This window comes from Candidatus Defluviilinea gracilis, assembly GCF_057138825.1.
Window position 1 is genome coordinate 17,676 of record NZ_DBNHEF010000037.1, and the last position, 15,145, is coordinate 32,820.

General features: G+C 55.0%; 15 protein-coding genes. 3 read left to right on the forward strand and 12 right to left on the reverse strand.

Annotation, left to right across the window (positions count from 1 at the left end; translation table 11 throughout):
• Positions 1-34: 34 nt before the first annotated feature.
• From era to AC16KF_RS04750, 3 genes are read right to left on the reverse strand one after another with little or no spacing between them, the layout of a single operon-like run.
• Positions 35-955, reverse strand: a complete 921-nt coding sequence (era, locus tag AC16KF_RS04740; RefSeq protein ID WP_484036150.1) for a GTPase Era — start codon at positions 953-955, stop codon at positions 35-37.
• The gene (locus AC16KF_RS04745; protein WP_484036151.1) at positions 952-2,580 is read right to left on the reverse strand and encodes an ArnT family glycosyltransferase; all 1,629 of its coding nucleotides are present in this window, start codon (positions 2,578-2,580) and stop codon (positions 952-954) included. The genes era and AC16KF_RS04745 overlap by 4 nt, the downstream gene beginning before the upstream one ends.
• Entirely contained in the window at positions 2,577-3,470 is an 894-nt protein-coding gene (locus AC16KF_RS04750) for a DMT family transporter (protein WP_484036152.1), read from the reverse strand. Before AC16KF_RS04750 ends, AC16KF_RS04745 begins: the two co-directional genes overlap by 4 nt.
• Positions 3,471-3,967: 497 nt before the next feature.
• Here AC16KF_RS04750 and AC16KF_RS04755 point away from each other — a divergent pair, with 497 nt between their 5' ends.
• A complete protein-coding gene (locus AC16KF_RS04755) occupies positions 3,968-4,828 on the forward strand; it encodes an MBL fold metallo-hydrolase (RefSeq protein ID WP_484036153.1) in 861 nt (286 codons plus the stop codon).
• Complete coding sequence (locus tag AC16KF_RS04760) at positions 4,825-5,889, forward strand: asparaginase (RefSeq protein ID WP_484036154.1); 1,065 nt, start codon at positions 4,825-4,827, stop codon at positions 5,887-5,889. Before AC16KF_RS04755 ends, AC16KF_RS04760 begins: the two co-directional genes overlap by 4 nt.
• Before the next feature lie 7 nt (positions 5,890-5,896).
• On the opposite strand, the gene AC16KF_RS04765 is transcribed toward AC16KF_RS04760, so the two are convergent.
• The gene (locus AC16KF_RS04765) at positions 5,897-8,113 is read right to left on the reverse strand and encodes an SLC26A/SulP transporter family protein (protein WP_484036155.1); all 2,217 of its coding nucleotides are present in this window, start codon (positions 8,111-8,113) and stop codon (positions 5,897-5,899) included.
• A gap of 147 nt (positions 8,114-8,260) precedes the next feature.
• Between AC16KF_RS04765 and AC16KF_RS04770 the strand changes: the two genes are divergently transcribed.
• Positions 8,261-9,736: an ATP-binding protein gene (locus AC16KF_RS04770; RefSeq protein ID WP_484036156.1), complete on the forward strand. Its 1,476-nt coding sequence runs from the start codon at positions 8,261-8,263 to the stop codon at positions 9,734-9,736.
• A 49-nt stretch (positions 9,737-9,785) separates the two neighbouring features.
• On the opposite strand, the gene AC16KF_RS04775 is transcribed toward AC16KF_RS04770, so the two are convergent.
• From AC16KF_RS04775 to AC16KF_RS04810, 8 genes are all read right to left on the reverse strand, one after another.
• A complete protein-coding gene (locus AC16KF_RS04775) occupies positions 9,786-10,406 on the reverse strand; it encodes a hypothetical protein (RefSeq protein WP_484036157.1) in 621 nt (206 codons plus the stop codon).
• A 4-nt stretch (positions 10,407-10,410) separates the two neighbouring features.
• Positions 10,411-11,097 carry a haloacid dehalogenase gene (locus tag AC16KF_RS04780; protein WP_484036158.1) on the reverse strand — a complete coding sequence of 229 codons (687 nt, stop codon included), beginning with the start codon at positions 11,095-11,097 and terminating at the stop codon, positions 10,411-10,413.
• A 3-nt stretch (positions 11,098-11,100) separates the two neighbouring features.
• Positions 11,101-11,460, reverse strand: a complete 360-nt coding sequence (locus AC16KF_RS04785) for a DUF3467 domain-containing protein (RefSeq protein ID WP_484036159.1) — start codon at positions 11,458-11,460, stop codon at positions 11,101-11,103.
• A 67-nt stretch (positions 11,461-11,527) separates the two neighbouring features.
• Positions 11,528-11,950: a single-stranded DNA-binding protein gene (locus AC16KF_RS04790; protein WP_484036160.1), complete on the reverse strand. Its 423-nt coding sequence runs from the start codon at positions 11,948-11,950 to the stop codon at positions 11,528-11,530.
• Positions 11,951-12,339: 389 nt separating this feature from the next.
• Entirely contained in the window at positions 12,340-12,690 is a 351-nt protein-coding gene (locus AC16KF_RS04795; protein ID WP_484036161.1) for a DUF5615 family PIN-like protein, read from the reverse strand.
• Positions 12,687-12,932 (reverse strand): DUF433 domain-containing protein, encoded by a 246-nt coding sequence (locus tag AC16KF_RS04800; RefSeq protein WP_484036162.1) that lies wholly within the window; start codon positions 12,930-12,932, stop codon positions 12,687-12,689. Before AC16KF_RS04800 ends, AC16KF_RS04795 begins: the two co-directional genes overlap by 4 nt.
• A 13-nt stretch (positions 12,933-12,945) precedes the next feature.
• The gene (locus AC16KF_RS04805; RefSeq protein WP_484036163.1) at positions 12,946-14,226 is read right to left on the reverse strand and encodes an NAD(P)/FAD-dependent oxidoreductase; all 1,281 of its coding nucleotides are present in this window, start codon (positions 14,224-14,226) and stop codon (positions 12,946-12,948) included.
• A gap of 42 nt (positions 14,227-14,268) precedes the next feature.
• On the reverse strand, positions 14,269-14,922 hold the full coding sequence (locus AC16KF_RS04810) for a response regulator transcription factor (protein WP_484036164.1): 654 nt from the start codon (positions 14,920-14,922) through the stop codon (positions 14,269-14,271).
• Positions 14,923-15,145 lie beyond the last annotated feature (223 nt).

The following is a 15,145-nucleotide window of genomic DNA, read 5'->3' on the forward strand; positions in this document are numbered from 1 at the left end:
TGTTTTTTGTTCACAACGAAAACGTCGCCTGCAATTATTTCCGCTTCTTCTTCTTCCCCATCCGATACCCCAGCCTCTGCAACGCGTTCTCATCGTCGCGCCAATCTTTCAGCACCTTCACGCGCAATTCCAAAAACACGGGTCGTCCGCCCATCGTCTCGATCTCTTTGCGCGCCGCGCTCCCGATAGATTTCAACATCTTGCCGCCTTCGCCGATCACGATCCCCTTTTGCGAATCGCGCTCCACAAAGATCGTCGCGCCGATATACAGCATCCCATTCTCACGCTCTTTGAACTCGTCAATGCGCACGCCCACGCCATGTGGCACTTCCTCGCGCAGTTTATGCAAACACGCCTCGCGGATCAAGTCCGCCGCAATATCGCGCTCATACGAATCGGTGACTTGATCCTCCTCGAACTCAGGCGCGCGAAACGGACTCAACGAAACGAGCAGTTCGATCAACTCATTCAGATTCTGATTCTGCGTGGCGGAAATGGAAACGACCTTCGCGTCTCTCCGCGCCAACGCTTGGTACGCTTCGAGAGTCCGACTCAACGCCTCAGCGGAGACCGAGTCCATTTTGTTCGCGGCAAGCACAAGCGACGTCCGACGCGGGAGTTTGTTGAGGACGAGTCCGATCTGGGCGTCCTCTTCGTTGGGTCTGGCAGAGCCGTCCACCAGCCAGAGGATCACATCCATGCCTTCGAACGCATCTTCGGCTTCGCGGTTCAAAAACTCGCCGAGTTTGTGCCGCGCTTTGTGAATGCCGGGCGTGTCCACGAACACGAGTTGATACTTGTCGCTGGTGAGTATCCCCAACTGACGCTTGCGTGTGGTCTGCGGCTTCGGCGAGACCGCCGCGATCTTCTGCCCCAGCAACGCATTCACCAAAGTAGACTTGCCCACGTTCGGACGACCGATGATCGCAATAAAACCTGTTCTGAAATCGTTCATTTGATTCGCTCGTAGATGCGGATGCTGGGATTCGCTATCGCAACTTGCACCTGCGGCAAATACCACGGCAGGGAATAGCTGAACTCCGCGATGAGATGATAATGCTCGCTCCCACCTGTGGCAAGTTGTTTGAAAAAGTCACATTCATTCGGAAGTTGGTCGCACACATAGGAATCGTTGAAGCGGCTGGCGGTGAAACTGTCCACGATCAGGTAATCCGTTCCGCGCTCAAGCAGTCCCTCTTCGGCTTTGTTGAACTCGTACGGTTTGTCGATGGGAGGCGTGTCCGTTGCGCCCATTTGAATATGAAGCGGGTAGTTATGCTCGCGCTCGAAGAATCCATCGGCATAGTTCGGCGGATAATTCGTATGTTCGAGCGATGTGCCGGGTTGCAGGGTTTTCATAAAATCCGTTGCAGGGATGCGCGCGTCGTTCATGAATAACATCGCGATGCTGACCATCCGCGCGAACGAATAGAACACGACCGCGCCAACGATAACAATGACTGCTGTTGCATAGATCGGTTTTCCAAATTGCTTCACGCGAGTATAAATTTCTGAAACAAAATATGCCGCAAGGATGGCGAGCATGGGCATGAACGTCAATAAATAGCGCGGCTGGTAGTTGTAGGAGATCATCACAGGCAGGTCGAGGAAGAAAATTCCAAGTAACAATATTCCGAAGAAGCCCGCTTGCGATGTGCGGTTTAATTCCTTGCTTCGATATTCGCGTATCACGCGATAGACCGCCCAAATCACGGCGGCGATGAAGAGATAATACAACGCTGTTCCAAGAGTCCCTTGCGCCATCGGGAATTGACCGGTGAGTCCGCGCGCGCTTCCTTCGTGTTGCCCCCACGTTGCCTGCCATTCGAGCGCGGCAAAGACTCGTTTGAAGAAGTACGCCATCCACGTCAACGCTTTGGGTGTGCCGAAGGCAAACCCTAAAAAGGCGAGCGCGCCGCTGATGAACAGCGTCTCGCCGATGGTGAACCAGTCTTTTTTCAGGTTTTTGAATTGCAGAATGAAGTACACCAGAATCAAAGCAGGGATGAATCCGATTCCTGTGTATTTGCTCGATGCCGCCATGCCGACAGCGACGAACGATGCGTACAACCAGCCACGCCGGTCTGTTATCACGTATGTGACCATACCCAGCGTTGATAAGGTGATAAAGAAGACGGTATACGTATCGTTGTGCGCGAAACGCCCATTGAACGAGAGTTCGCTGACGCACAGGAGGAAGAGCCCGCTCAAGCCTGCGAGGGGAATGCTCCCTCCCGCGCGGCGGACGATCATGTACGTCAGGGGAATCGTCGCGCCTGCGAGAACAGCCGAAAGGACGCGCGAAGCGATCAGGATTTCCCCATCCGAATATCCAAGCGCGAGGATGATTCTCCCCAGGAAATACATCGCATACTGTGGCAGGTCGGGGTAGTTGAAGTTGATCTCGCTGAACTTCCACTCGCCGTATAACGCCTTGATCGAGCGGACAACGATCTCATCGGGGTGCCACGGTCCCCATGCAATACCGGGCAAGGTGAACGCAAGGAAAACCAGAAACAACGCGATCGGCAGGAGGGATTCGTATCTTTCCAGAAACGTTTTTTCGGGTTTGGGATTCATTTCGCGGGTTGCGCCTGTCTTGAGGGTTGCCAATTGACCACGGCGAGGCTGAGAATGATCAGCGCCGTGCCAGCCAGCAATTGCCATGAGAGATGTTCGTTCAAGAATATCACACCGAGGATCACACCGCCAACGGGAAAAAGATACGTGACCAGCGTGGCGCGGGTGGGACCCACTTCATGAATTAAATACCAAAGCATCAGGACTGCCAAGCCCGAACCCAGGATGCCCAGCCACAGGATCGAAATCCACGTGAGCGGCAACGATGGGAACTCGAACGGTTTTTCGACAAGCGGACCAACGATCCACATGAAAATGGCGGAGGTGATCAAAGGCATGGCGCCGCGCACGGTGCCTTGAACGTGTTGCGTGAGTTTGCGCGCGAAGACCGCGCTCCCCGCGTAAAAGATGGAGGCGGCGATCACGGCGGCTTGCCCAAGGATCGAACTGCGCGCGCTGGTGAGGAGGTCTTCGCTGAGGAGAACGACCGTCCCTGCAAAGCCGATCAACAAGCCAAGAACTTTTTGCGCGCTCATCTTATCATCGTGCAGAATGAAATGGGCAATGAAGATGGTGAACAACGGAGTGGTGGCGTTGAGGATCGATGCGACAGCCGAATCAATCGTCTGCTCGCCCCACGAGATGAAGAAGATGGGGACGGCAAGGCTGGCAGGTCCAAGCGCGGCAAAGATGAGCCACGTTTTCAGATCGCGGGGCCATTCCACTTTTTGGTAGACGCCAATGGCGACAGCCGTAATGGCGCCGAACAACATGCGGAAGGACGTCAACGCCATGGGACCGATTTCCTGCACGCCGATCTTGATCCATAAAAAGGATGAACTCCAGATCGCGCCGAGGAGGATGAATACGAGCCAGTGTTTTGGTTTCAAGCGAACTCCTTGATGATGCGGGAACGACAAAATTACGATGGAGCAGTTTTGCAAAGTATTACGCGCGGCACATGGTATGGAACGCATACAATTGTACCGACCCGAATCTTGCTATTACGATTCTACCGTTATTAACAGGACAGCCCAAAAACTTTAGCCGCGGATTTCACAAATTCACACGGATTGTTAGATTACCTTACACTGTTAGGACTTACGCAGTTGAACCTGTTGCGCCGTGGTTGCGCGGCGGCGGCGGCACGATTTGCTTGGCAAATCGAACTGCCCGCCAACTGCGTAAGTTCTGACTTTCAAACTCGGGACGCCGGGTCACGCGGAAAACGCAGATTTTCTTTCTTTTGAATCGGCAAAATCGGCGTTCTTCCGCGTCCACCAAGCATTGCGCAAGGTAATCAGACGGCGCGATTGCCCTATAAATCTCGCATGGCAATAGAAAAAAGGTGATGGTAAGATAGACCATCAAACCTACGGGAGCCTGAATGGAATCCATCGGCAAGAACGTCTATATTGAAGAGAAATACCTCGGCGTCACGCTGGGAGTCATCAGCCAGCCGCGCGGGCTGGTATTGATCGACGCGCCACCCTCGCCCGAAGACAGCCGCATGTGGCGCGCCTCGCTCATGGGCATGGGCAACGGACCCGAACGCATGCTCGTCAACCTCGATTCGCACCCCGACCGCACCCTCGGCGCGCGCGCCATGGACTGCACGGTCATCGCCCACGAAAAAACCGCCTTCGCCTTCCGCAACCGCCCCAACACCTTCAAAGCCCAAGGCGAGGAGACGGGCGCAAACTGGGAGTCGATTCCGGGGTTGGGAAGCGTGCGCTGGGCGCCCCCCGAAATTTCCTTTGTCGACCAACTCTCCCTGCACTGGGGCGAAACCCCGATCCACCTGGAGAGCCACGCGGGTCCCACACGCGGGGCGATCTGGGCGGTCCTGCCCTCCGAGCGCATCGTCTTCGTCGGCGACTCGGTGATGAAGAGCCAACCTCCGTTCCTCGCCCATGCCGACCTGCCCGCATGGATCGAATCCCTCAACCTCCTCCTCAGCCCCGCCTACAAAGGCTACGCTGTGGTAAGCGGGCGCGGCGGCATGGTCACATTGCAAAACATCAAAGCGCAGGCAGAAATGCTCAAACGCGTCTACGACAAATTCGACAAACTCGGCAAGAAGCGCGCCCCCATCGCCTCCGCCGATAAACTCGTCGAACAATTCATCAAAGAGTCCAAACCGCCCATCACGCGGAATAAACAATTCGCCCAACGCCTGCGTTACGGGCTGCACCAATACTACATCCGCAACTATCACGCCTCCTCGCGTCATACGATGGATGAATGATGAACGCGCCGCAACCTCTCCTCGAAGTCACGCGCGGCAAGGTTGTCGAAGCCATTCATTTTGGCTCCATCGCGGTTGTTGATTCTCGCGGCAAATTGATCGCATCCTACGGCGACCCTCACAAGGTCGCTTTTTTGCGTTCCAGCGCCAAGCCATTCCAGGCGCTTCCCTTCGTAGAGCATGGCGGCATCGAGCGCTTCGGGTATACCGAGGCTGAGCTTGCCATCTCGTGCGCGTCGCACATCGGCAGCGCCATGCACGCGCAGACCGTCGCCGCGATGCAACAAAAGATCGGCATCCGCGAATCCCAACTACAATGCGGAGCGCACCTACCCGAAGATGCTCCCATGTTCAAGGAATTCATTCTCAGCGGACGCGCCCCCACAGCCAACTTCAACAACTGCTCGGGAAAACACACCACCATGCTGGCATACGCAACCCTGCGGGGCTATGCGCTGGATGATTACCTCGACATCGACCATCCCCTTCAACAGGACATCCTCGCTTCTTTCTCCGATTTATGCCTGATCCCCACCCCCGACATTTCCCTCGGCGTGGATGGATGCTCCGCGCCGAATTTTGCGGTTCCGCTGTTCAATGCCGCGCTCGGCATGGCGCGTTTGTGCGACCCGCGCGCGCTGGCTGAGCCTCGCGCCGCCGCGTGTAAAAAGATCACTACGGCGATGACGGCTCATCCCGAAATGATCAGCGGCTACGGCGAATTCGACCAGCAACTGATGCTGGCGGGAGAGGGAAAGATCGTGTGCAAGCGCGGCGCGGAAGGATTCCAAATTGTCGGCATAATGCCCGGCGCGCTGGGGAGCGATTCCCCGGGCATGGGCATCGCGTTGAAAGTGGCGGATGGCGATGCCTCGCGTATGGGAGGAAATCTTGAATGGCGCAGTCGCGCGCGCCCGGCGGTGATGCTGGAAGCCCTGCGTCAACTGGGTGTCCTCTCCACGAAACAGGAGCAGGCTTTGGCGGCGTTTGGACCCGCGCTCGAGGTCGCGAATCACCGGGGAATCGTCACAGGTCAATCGCGACCGGTGTTTGAATTTTAGACTCGCGTTACTCCATCAACGCTTCGATGATCCGATTGTTATCCGCGATGCGTTCGGCAAGCAGGCGGGCGATCCACTCGTGGAATTGCGCCGCCACCTCCGAGTCTTTCACCTGCATGGTCTTGAGCGATTGAGCGGAGAGACGATAGACAACGCTGGGGCGCGCCGCGATCACCGAGGCGGTGCGTTCTTGTTGAAGATACATGCCCACCTCGCCCACCATTGCGCCGCCGCGAATACTTCGCAGGCGCAGATGTTTATTGTTGGGGAGTTCCAGTTCGATCGTCACCAATCCCGATTCGACAAAGTACATTTCATCGGCGGGGTCGCCCTGTTTGATCAATACCTCACCCTCGCGTAGTTCGCGCCGTTCGAGGTATTGCAACAGGCGGTCTGAGCCCTGGAGGTCGGGGAATACGCGCTTGAGCTGGCTCTCCACTTTTTCGATGAACCCGGTCAGGTCGTTCATGCCCTGCCGCGTAAGGATCTTATTTTCGCACCATTCCACGCCTTCATCGAGGCTGGGCTTGATAACGAAGCTATTGTCGGTGTCGTCTTTCAAGCCGCCCAGTTCGAGGTTCTTCACGATCTCCGGCTTGACTTCCGTCCACACCATGAGGATGTTGTTCGCCTGGATCACCTGTTTCAGGCGGGTAATGCCAAACACAGCGGACGAATCCACATGAGTGACGCGATGAAAGTCGAGCACGATGAAGCCGAGTTTGCATAGGTCTTTCTTGTCGATGCGATGGCGGATCTTCTCCAACACATTTTGGATCGTGCCGAAGAAGAGGAACCCCTGCAGGTTAAGGATGTAAATTTCGTCGCCTTGATCGTGCAGGATATCGCGGTGCAGTTTGGGACGGTCGACCTTGCTGTGATAGATCGAGCCGTTGAGCGCGTTCTTGATCACATCCACGCGGCTGTAGGAAACCACGAACAGGATGGCGGCGATGAATGTGCCGGCGATAATTCCCTCCAGAAAGCCGACAGAGGCAATGATAAAGAGGATGATCCAGACAAGGATGTAATCGATCGTTGGCAGGGCGCGTCGCGCGTCGATCAGCCAATCTACGAGGAAGGAAAGCCCGAGGTAGAGGAGCATTCCGCCTAGCACGGGTTTGGGAAAAAACGAGATGACCGACGCGCCGAAAAATAATGCCGCGCCGCAGATCAACGCGGAAATAATATTAGCAAGACGGGTTTTCGCGCCGAGCCGGTGAGCTAATGAAGACAGGCCGAGTGTCTGATACCCGACCGTACTGCCTCCCAGCCCTCCCAGCAGATTCGCCCAACCCGCGGCTTGAAGTTCGCGGTTGAGGTTGATATCCTGTTTGACGGTCACTTCGAGGGCGCTGGCATTGAGCAGGAGGGCAATCACGCTCAGGATCACGATGGTGAAAATTTTGTCGCCATTGTGCAGGATGGCGGACCAGTCCACCAGTCCGAGAGAAGCGGGGGTGAGGGGTTGGTACAATCCGCCGGAGGGGAAAGGTCCCAAGAGCCAGCCGCGCGCAGATGCCTCTGTGATGGAAATTCCAGAGAGAAAGAGGTAGCCATAAAATAACGCGGTGGCGATCACTAACGCGCCCGGTGTGACCAGGTAGTGGTTCGATTTTCGCAGGACAAGCAACAGAATAACGGCAAAGACGAGTCCGGGAATCCAGCTGAATAAATGACCGGGCGTGAATAATTGCGGAAGGGTGGAATACGAAAGGTTCACGTTGGTCATCACCCCGAACGCGCCGAGGCTTAAGAGCCAGCCGGTGCCCGCGAGGAATCCACCGATGACCGGGTAAGGAATGTAACGCACAAACCAACTTGCCTTGAACCAGGCGATGAGCAGGTATACCGCGCCGGTGAGGATCGATGTGATGGCAATGGCTCCGACTATGGTGACGTATGCCGCCTTTGGCTCTGCCCCTTTCATGCGTAGCGCGATCGACGCGGCAATCAGTGCGAAGATGGCGGCGGGGGTATCTTGCGGCACGCTGATCGCGCCGGGCAATGAAGTGAGCATGGCAACCACAACCCCAACGACAAGCGCGCCGAAGAGCATCAAGCCGATCCCGCCGGCGAGGAATGGGTTGAGGTCGCCGGAGAAGATCAACGCCGCGAGAGAGATTTCCATGCTGATGGTGACAATGGCGGCGATCAGCCCAGCCGTGAGGCTGGGAAGAAGGAGGTTGGGCTGAAATTCCCGCTTGAATTCGCTCAAGTTCATGGATGCGCCTTTTCGGATTTGTTATGTGGGATTAACCGATTTGTGAGTATAGCATGTAATGAGTTTGATTTGCCACAACCATGAGCGGGTGATACAATCTTTGCATCATTTAAGCCTGCTGAAAGGGAATCTGGAAATCGCCGCCCCATGCCAAAGTTAGACCTGATTCTGCTCGCGCTGGACGATTCGCCTGTTTTGAAGTTGATGGATCGCGCGTTGCGCGTTAAATACGAGACGGCGATCGCCAAGGACACCCGCTCACTGGCATTGATCTTGCAGGAGAGCAACCCGGCGCTTTTGTTGGTGGGGGAAAAATTCAGCGGCCGGGATGGAACGCGCATCGCGGATGAATTGCACGAACGGTTCCCAACCCTGCCTGTTTTGCTCTATCTCGATAAACCCAAACTCGAACATGTCAAAGATATTTTCCGCCTTGGGCTGAGCGGGTATCTAGCCCCTCCGCTGAAAACCGTGGAAATTACCGAAATGGTCGAAGCCAGTTTGAGGAACGCAAACCGCACGGGAGACTGGCTCCGCCGCGAGGTGAGACGCACAACCGCCTCGCTCAAAAAACGCGCGCAGATCTCCGAAGCCGAGCACGCGCGACTCGAATCGGTGTTCAATAACATTCACGACAGTGTGATGATCCTCGATTTGGAAAAAAAGATTCTGCTGATCAACCCCGCCATGTGCCGCACATTTGGGTTGGACGCGAAATACGTGGTGGGAAAGCCCGCGCTCGATGTGATCACCCACCCGGACTTGCTTGCGCTTTTCACCCGCAAGAACGGCAACGACCCTTTGAGTTATTATGAAGTGGGGTTCCCGGATGGGCGCGTGGGCAATGCCCAACTGACAACGATTCAAGATGTGGGATACGCCCTGACCATGCAGGATATCACCTACCTGAAGGAAATGGATCGTATGCGCAGTGAGTTTGTTCACACCGTGTCGCACGATCTACGTTCACCGCTCACCTCGGTGATCGGATATACCGAATTGGTCGAACGCGCCGGCGAACTCAATGAACACCAACGGGATTTCCTAAAACGCATCCAGGATAGCGTCCAGCATATCACCGCGCTGATCAACGACCTGCTCGATCTCGGCAGTGTGGAGGCGGGCATGGATACGCGGCGCGAATTTGTGCATCTCGACGCCATTTTGCAATATACCCTGAATATGTTGCAAGGCACGATCAAGACCAAACGCATCAAAGTGCATACTGAGATTACTCCCTCCCTGCCAGCCATCCGCGCCAATCCGATTCGCCTGCGGCAATTGCTGGACAATGTTGTCGGTAACGCCATCAAATATTCGCACCCGGGCGGGGAGGTGAATATCGCCATCCTTGCGGAGGGCGATCAGATCATCCTCAAAGTCTCAGATAACGGACCCGGCATCCCTGTCGAAGACCAGCCGCACATCTTCGATAAGTTCTACCGCGGGAGCAACATTACTGAAAATGTTACCGGTTCCGGGCTGGGTCTTGCCATCGTGAAATCGATCGTGGATGGTCATCAGGGGCGCATTTGGGTGGAGTCTGCCGCAGGCGCGGGCACATCCTTTTTTATTGTCCTGCCGATAAAATCAGACACGCAACCGTTGAGGAAACCCGCATAAAAAATCTCCGTTCACGTTTGACGGAGATTTTTTGATCTTGATCAGGGATTCATTTCTGCGGCAAGCGCGAAAGGATGGAATTCTTCGGCTTGCGCGGTTCATCCGGGGGCTCAACGCCGGTGCGCATGCTTTCCATCTCGGAACTGAATTTCAGCCAATCCTCCACAAGAATAACGAGATGCGGGGTCTTATCTTTGAAGAAAAATCGCGAGAGGAACATCCGCAGGATGATGGGAGAAACCGGGTACCCGTTTAACTCAAGTACCAACGCAGTCTTCGAAGCCAGCGGAGAGAGAACATCCTGCGCCCAGCCAGAGATACCCTTGAGCGGAAACAATTGTCGCATTTCCGTAGTGGTGGTGCGGCGGATGCGCCGGTAGGAAATGTTCATCCGCAGGAACGGGGTGACGAATTTCAAAAAGGCGGGATGCGGCTGAACATACGCCATGAAGCGGATGGCAAAAAAGAAGAGCCCCACAACAATGGCAAGCGCGCCCACCCCGGCAAATACCCGCCATGGAAGCGGATTAAACTCGGCGGCAGGCTTGATGTACTCGCCATAGGCGAGCGCGAACAAACCGAATCCCATAAAGATCATGGCAAACCACCAGCGGCTGACAATATGACGGTAGATGATGAGAGGGTATTTTTTTCCGGGGCGACGCGCCATTCTCTTAATCGTCCTCGTTCAGGTTGATGGACAGCCCGCTCTCATCAGCCTCATTCACTCCGCCGTTCAATTGACCGCTCAACTTGCGGATGGCTTGCGTCAGGTCTTCGCCGCGCAGGGAGAAGGTGACGTCGCCGCGCGTTTTTTCGATGATGCCGCGCGCCAAGTCTGTTTGGCGACGCAAGCCGTTCGTGATCGCGTCGGGGTAGTCGATGGTCACCAGCACGGAGTAGATCTCGTCCATGTAACTGAGCAATCGTTCGGCTTCCTGTGAATACCCCGAGCGGAGAATATCCAGCGTGCGCCTTCGCAATTCGCCAACGACCTCCGCCAGCCCGTTGAGGTAGGTCGAGTTTTCAACGCCAAGTTCCCCCGGCGTTTGAAGCGGTCGGTTCTGAATCAACGCGCAGGTGACGTTGGCTTCCACAAATTCTTTGAGCGCGTCTTGTGTGTATCCCGCATAGTACAAGTCGGGATGATTTGCGAGGTCGGCGCGTAATCGATCCGCCAGTTTGTGCGCTTCGTCGAGGTGTTCTTCCATTTCCTCTTGCGCGCTCCGATGCACCGCGCGGATGGCGAGCGAGCAGGCGCGCGTCAATTGGCGCGTGAGGGCAAGCGCTTCGTCGCGCATCTTCGTGCGGACGTCGAAACTCTTGCGGATTTCGTCGGCGATCTGTTCGAGTTTGTGCATGGGTCATTCTTTCGGCGGTTCGGGCGGGTGCAAATTGCGGAAGAGGTTATCAGCCAGCGTATTACCGCTGGGAATTTTGACCTCGCCGAACGCGGCTTCGTAACGCGCAAGGTTTTCGTTGAGCGCGCGCAGGAGCAGTTTTGCGCTGAGCGGCGTCATCACCACGCGCGCATTGATGTTCGCCGTCGGTTCGCCGGGGATCATGTGACCGAAGTCAATGACGAACTCGGTGGGCGAATGCGAGATGCGCGCCAAATTGGCGTACGCGGGCTCGAGCCCATCTTTCACTTTGAGTTTCGGTCCCGCGGGCTGCGCCAAAATACCTGGGGGCGGCTTCGCGGCTTGAGGATCGGGTGTGGTCATAATGAATAGGGTTTGTCCGCAGTTGTACTGCGGGCTGGATGCAGTGCAACTGCATCCAGAACATGCGCTAGAACGGAATATCATCCTCAGCCGGCATCTCGGCGTGTTCGATGCCGCCAGACATTGGGGCTTCACCGCCGCCATCCGCGCGCGAGAGGAAGCGGACCGTGTTGGCGGTCACTTCGAAGGACGCGCCGGCGGAACCATCCTGCTTGGTCCAGATGCGAGGTCCGCCGGTGGCTTTGTCCGGGGTGAGGCGTCCCTCAATGAGAACCTTCATTCCTTTTTTGACGTACTGGTTGCACGTTTCAGCCGTCTTCCCCCACGTGGAAATGCGGAACCAGATCGTTTCTTTCACCTGTTCGCCGTTGCCTGTGGTGTACTGTCGGTTCGTGGCAACCGAAAACGATGTGACCGCCTGACCCGAAGGCGTGTAACGCATTTCAGGGTCCTTGCCGACGTTGCCTGCGATGATGAGGGTGTGATACATGGGAAAATCTCCTTGTGTTGAGGTACCCGCCGAATCCGCGGCGGGGAAAATAGACAATTCGTATTGTACTCCAACCTGATTTAATGACATAGAGAATAGGCGCGAGAATCTTAACGCGAATTACGCAAATCGGGCGAATTCTGAGAAAAACAATTTTTGCTTTTTCGCGGAATTCGCAGTAAAGCCTTAAACAGATTGAATCACAGAGGAGATGAAGGGTCACGAAGAAGAGCGAGCAAAAAAGAAAACTTTTGTGCGCCTTTGGGTTACATGTTCCCGCCAGAAACGAGAGAGCTAGATTTATTTGCGCTTTAGCCCGGAGTTTTTTATGTGAGCATCATCCTTGCCGCGCGCCGTCCGATCTCCACCGCGAAATTCCTGCCGCGAAATCATCGGATGCGATATTTATTCTGATCCACGATCACAAGAGATTGGTTCAACGCATCTTCTTCAAGGGTGTTCAACAATTGTTCCAGCACATGATGGACTTGTTCGGCGTTGCGCGGACGCATCTTTGCCACAATGATGCCCTTGTGAGTTTTCGGGGGATAATGCCTGATGTTGCTGAAATCCATGTCAATGGTAATTAAAACGCGCTCATGCTTGATTGCATAAGCGAGTACATCTTCATCTGGTTTCCCTGCCAAGCCTGTCTCTTGGGCGGTGTGCACATCATGCCCCCGCGAACGAAGCAGGTCAACGGTTACTTTGTAGACACATTCATCGGCTAGGAACTTCATGCCGCAAGTGGTTTTTCATCCACAAAATGGATGTCTTCGCCTTCGACGACCGCGCGCGCATATTGAAGACAAGCCTTGATGTCCTCGTCTGTCAATTGCGGGTAATAGTCCTCAATCACCTGTTGGAACGTCAAACCATCCTCGATCAATTCGAGAACCATCGTCACAGGGATGCGAGTTCCGCGAATGCAAGGTTTGCCGCCGAGAATTCCAGGGTCAACAGCAATGCGGTTTGTGGTCATGGCGATATTATACTCACTTTCCAAACATCATCCTCGCCGCCCGTCTCCCGATCTCCACCGCGAAGTTCGTGCCGCGATCCCAGGGGTAGACCTGGCTCATCGAAGCGAAATACAATCCCTCGATGGGCGTTTGAATGGCGGGGATATTTTTTGAATGATTCACTAGCGGCACGGGCTGGGCGTAATTCGTTTTGTTCACCCACACTTTCTTCACCCAATCTTTTTCAAACGCGGGATTGATCCGTTTGAAGGCGGGCATGAATCGCTCCAATAACTCTTCATCGCTCAACAAAAAATATTCGTGACCCAATTCGAGATAATCGCCCGCATAAATGATGTGATCGCCGCCGAAATGATCCTTTGAAACAAAGTTCGTATGCTCCACCAGCGCGAGCAATGGGAAGCCCGCTTCTTTGGGGAGGCTGAACCAGTAATAGCCCTGTTCCGATAGCCGATGTTTGAGTGACAACACCATCACCACCGCGCCCATCGACTTCAACTCAAGCAGTCCCTTCAAATAATGTTCAGGAAGATCGGGGCACATCTTTGCCATGAGAGATGGGGAGGTGGTGACCAACACTTTATCGAACGACTCGACATCCACGTTCAATCCGCCCGACGCCTGATTCTGTTTAATGAACTTGATCGGCGCCCCCAGCCGAATCTCCACGCCCATCGCGCGCAGTTTCTCCGCAAACGAGTCTGCGAATTGTTGAAAGCCGCCCTCGAACGTTCCCAGCCTCGTCGTCCGCGCTTTGATGCGCGCCCACATCCACGCCATGTTGACATCCTTATAAAACGGGCCGAACTTACCAACGAGCAACGGCTTCCACATCTGCTCGTAGACTTGCTTGCCCGCCCATTTCAACATCCACTCATCGGCGGTCACTTGTTCCAGCGCGCGCCAGTTGTTCGTGAGGCGAAGAAACAGCCCGACGAATCCGAAGCGGATCTTGTTGAGTCCAAATCCAAGCCCGGGAAAGCGAAGCGCGTTGAGGATCGAGTCGAACGGATAGAAATTTCCGTTGAAGTACATCACCGTCAACGGGCGCGGGAAGATCACTTTGCTCGACAAGCCCAATTCTTCTATCAACCCCATCATCGAAGCGTCCGACTGAAACCAGTGATGATAGAACTTCTCGACCGACCAATCCCAATGCGGCTCTTTGAATCCGCTCGCCAGCCCGCCGACATAAGTTGCCGATTCAAAAACGGTGACTTCGTGCCCTGCTTTTCTCAAATCATACGCGGCGGCAAGCCCGCCATACCCCGCTCCGATAATTGCGATTTTCATTGATTCTCCACGTAGAAGTGACTGTCACCTTCAAGGTGACAGTCACTTGGTATCACGTTTCTCAAGTTTTGCCGCAAGGACTTTAAGCCTGCCCCATTTTTGCCGCACCACATAGATCATGGCGAGCGTTTGCAGCCAACGCGCTTCACACTGCGGATTCATCGCCAACTGCTCGAACACTTCCATTGCCTGATCGTCTGTGCGGCGCGTCTTTGCATATTCAGTGGCAAGTTGAACGAGAAAGACCTCGCGCTGTTTGCGGACTTGCGTGTCTTGCATGATCCGTTGTTGCGCCTGCTCCACGCGCGCGCGCACTTTGCCGATGGCTTCTTCCAACTCATCCCCGGTAAACGGCTTGACGAGATATTCCTGCACGCCGACCGAGATCGCTGTGCGGAAGGTCGCCGCGTCTTTTTCCGCCGAGATGATGATACAACCCGTTGCTGGATAGATTTTTGCGATTTCCCGGTAGGCGGTCAGCCCGTCCATTTCGGGCATGTTGATGTCGAGCAGGACAACGTCGGGGCGATGCTCCTTCGCAAATTGGACAGCCTGCAATCCGTTCGACGCGATGGCGACCACCTCGACATCGTCAATCGTGGCGAGCATGAGACGGGTATTGCGCCGCGTCTCTTGGACGTCGTCGGCGATCAACACCTTCAATCTTTTTCGGCTGTGGAGGTCTGGTTGCGCCATTTCCGTGCCTTGTTCCTGTATTCTGGACCGAGTACCCCTAGTATAACTCAGGCAAAAAGAGCGTTTCTGATGATTTCGTTGTAAATCGCAAACCCCCGTAGGGCAATCGCATCTAAATCGGTGAGGCGAGGACTTTGAGGAGGTAATCCTGGTTCCAAGCGGCTTGGAGTTGCTTGGCATGCATACCGCCTTTGGCGGTTTTCTCCTGTTTGAGCAGATTGAG

Coding starts and splice junctions, on each gene's coding strand:
- era (WP_484036150.1), bottom strand. CDS start 955: ATGAACGATTTCAGAACAGGTTTTATTGCGATCATCGGTCGTCCGAAC.
- AC16KF_RS04765 (WP_484036155.1), bottom strand. CDS start 8,113: ATGAACTTGAGCGAATTCAAGCGGGAATTTCAGCCCAACCTCCTTCTT.
- AC16KF_RS04810 (WP_484036164.1), bottom strand. CDS start 14,922: ATGGCGCAACCAGACCTCCACAGCCGAAAAAGATTGAAGGTGTTGATC.
- AC16KF_RS04785 (WP_484036159.1), bottom strand. CDS start 11,460: ATGACCACACCCGATCCTCAAGCCGCGAAGCCGCCCCCAGGTATTTTG.
- AC16KF_RS04780 (WP_484036158.1), bottom strand. CDS start 11,097: ATGCACAAACTCGAACAGATCGCCGACGAAATCCGCAAGAGTTTCGAC.
- AC16KF_RS04800 (WP_484036162.1), bottom strand. CDS start 12,932: ATGACCACAAACCGCATTGCTGTTGACCCTGGAATTCTCGGCGGCAAA.
- AC16KF_RS04790 (WP_484036160.1), bottom strand. CDS start 11,950: ATGTATCACACCCTCATCATCGCAGGCAACGTCGGCAAGGACCCTGAA.
- AC16KF_RS04755 (WP_484036153.1), top strand. CDS start 3,968: ATGGAATCCATCGGCAAGAACGTCTATATTGAAGAGAAATACCTCGGC.
- AC16KF_RS04760 (WP_484036154.1), top strand. CDS start 4,825: ATGATGAACGCGCCGCAACCTCTCCTCGAAGTCACGCGCGGCAAGGTT.
- AC16KF_RS04745 (WP_484036151.1), bottom strand. CDS start 2,580: ATGAATCCCAAACCCGAAAAAACGTTTCTGGAAAGATACGAATCCCTC.
- AC16KF_RS04805 (WP_484036163.1), bottom strand. CDS start 14,226: ATGAAAATCGCAATTATCGGAGCGGGGTATGGCGGGCTTGCCGCCGCG.
- AC16KF_RS04795 (WP_484036161.1), bottom strand. CDS start 12,690: ATGAAGTTCCTAGCCGATGAATGTGTCTACAAAGTAACCGTTGACCTG.
- AC16KF_RS04775 (WP_484036157.1), bottom strand. CDS start 10,406: ATGGCGCGTCGCCCCGGAAAAAAATACCCTCTCATCATCTACCGTCAT.
- AC16KF_RS04770 (WP_484036156.1), top strand. CDS start 8,261: ATGCCAAAGTTAGACCTGATTCTGCTCGCGCTGGACGATTCGCCTGTT.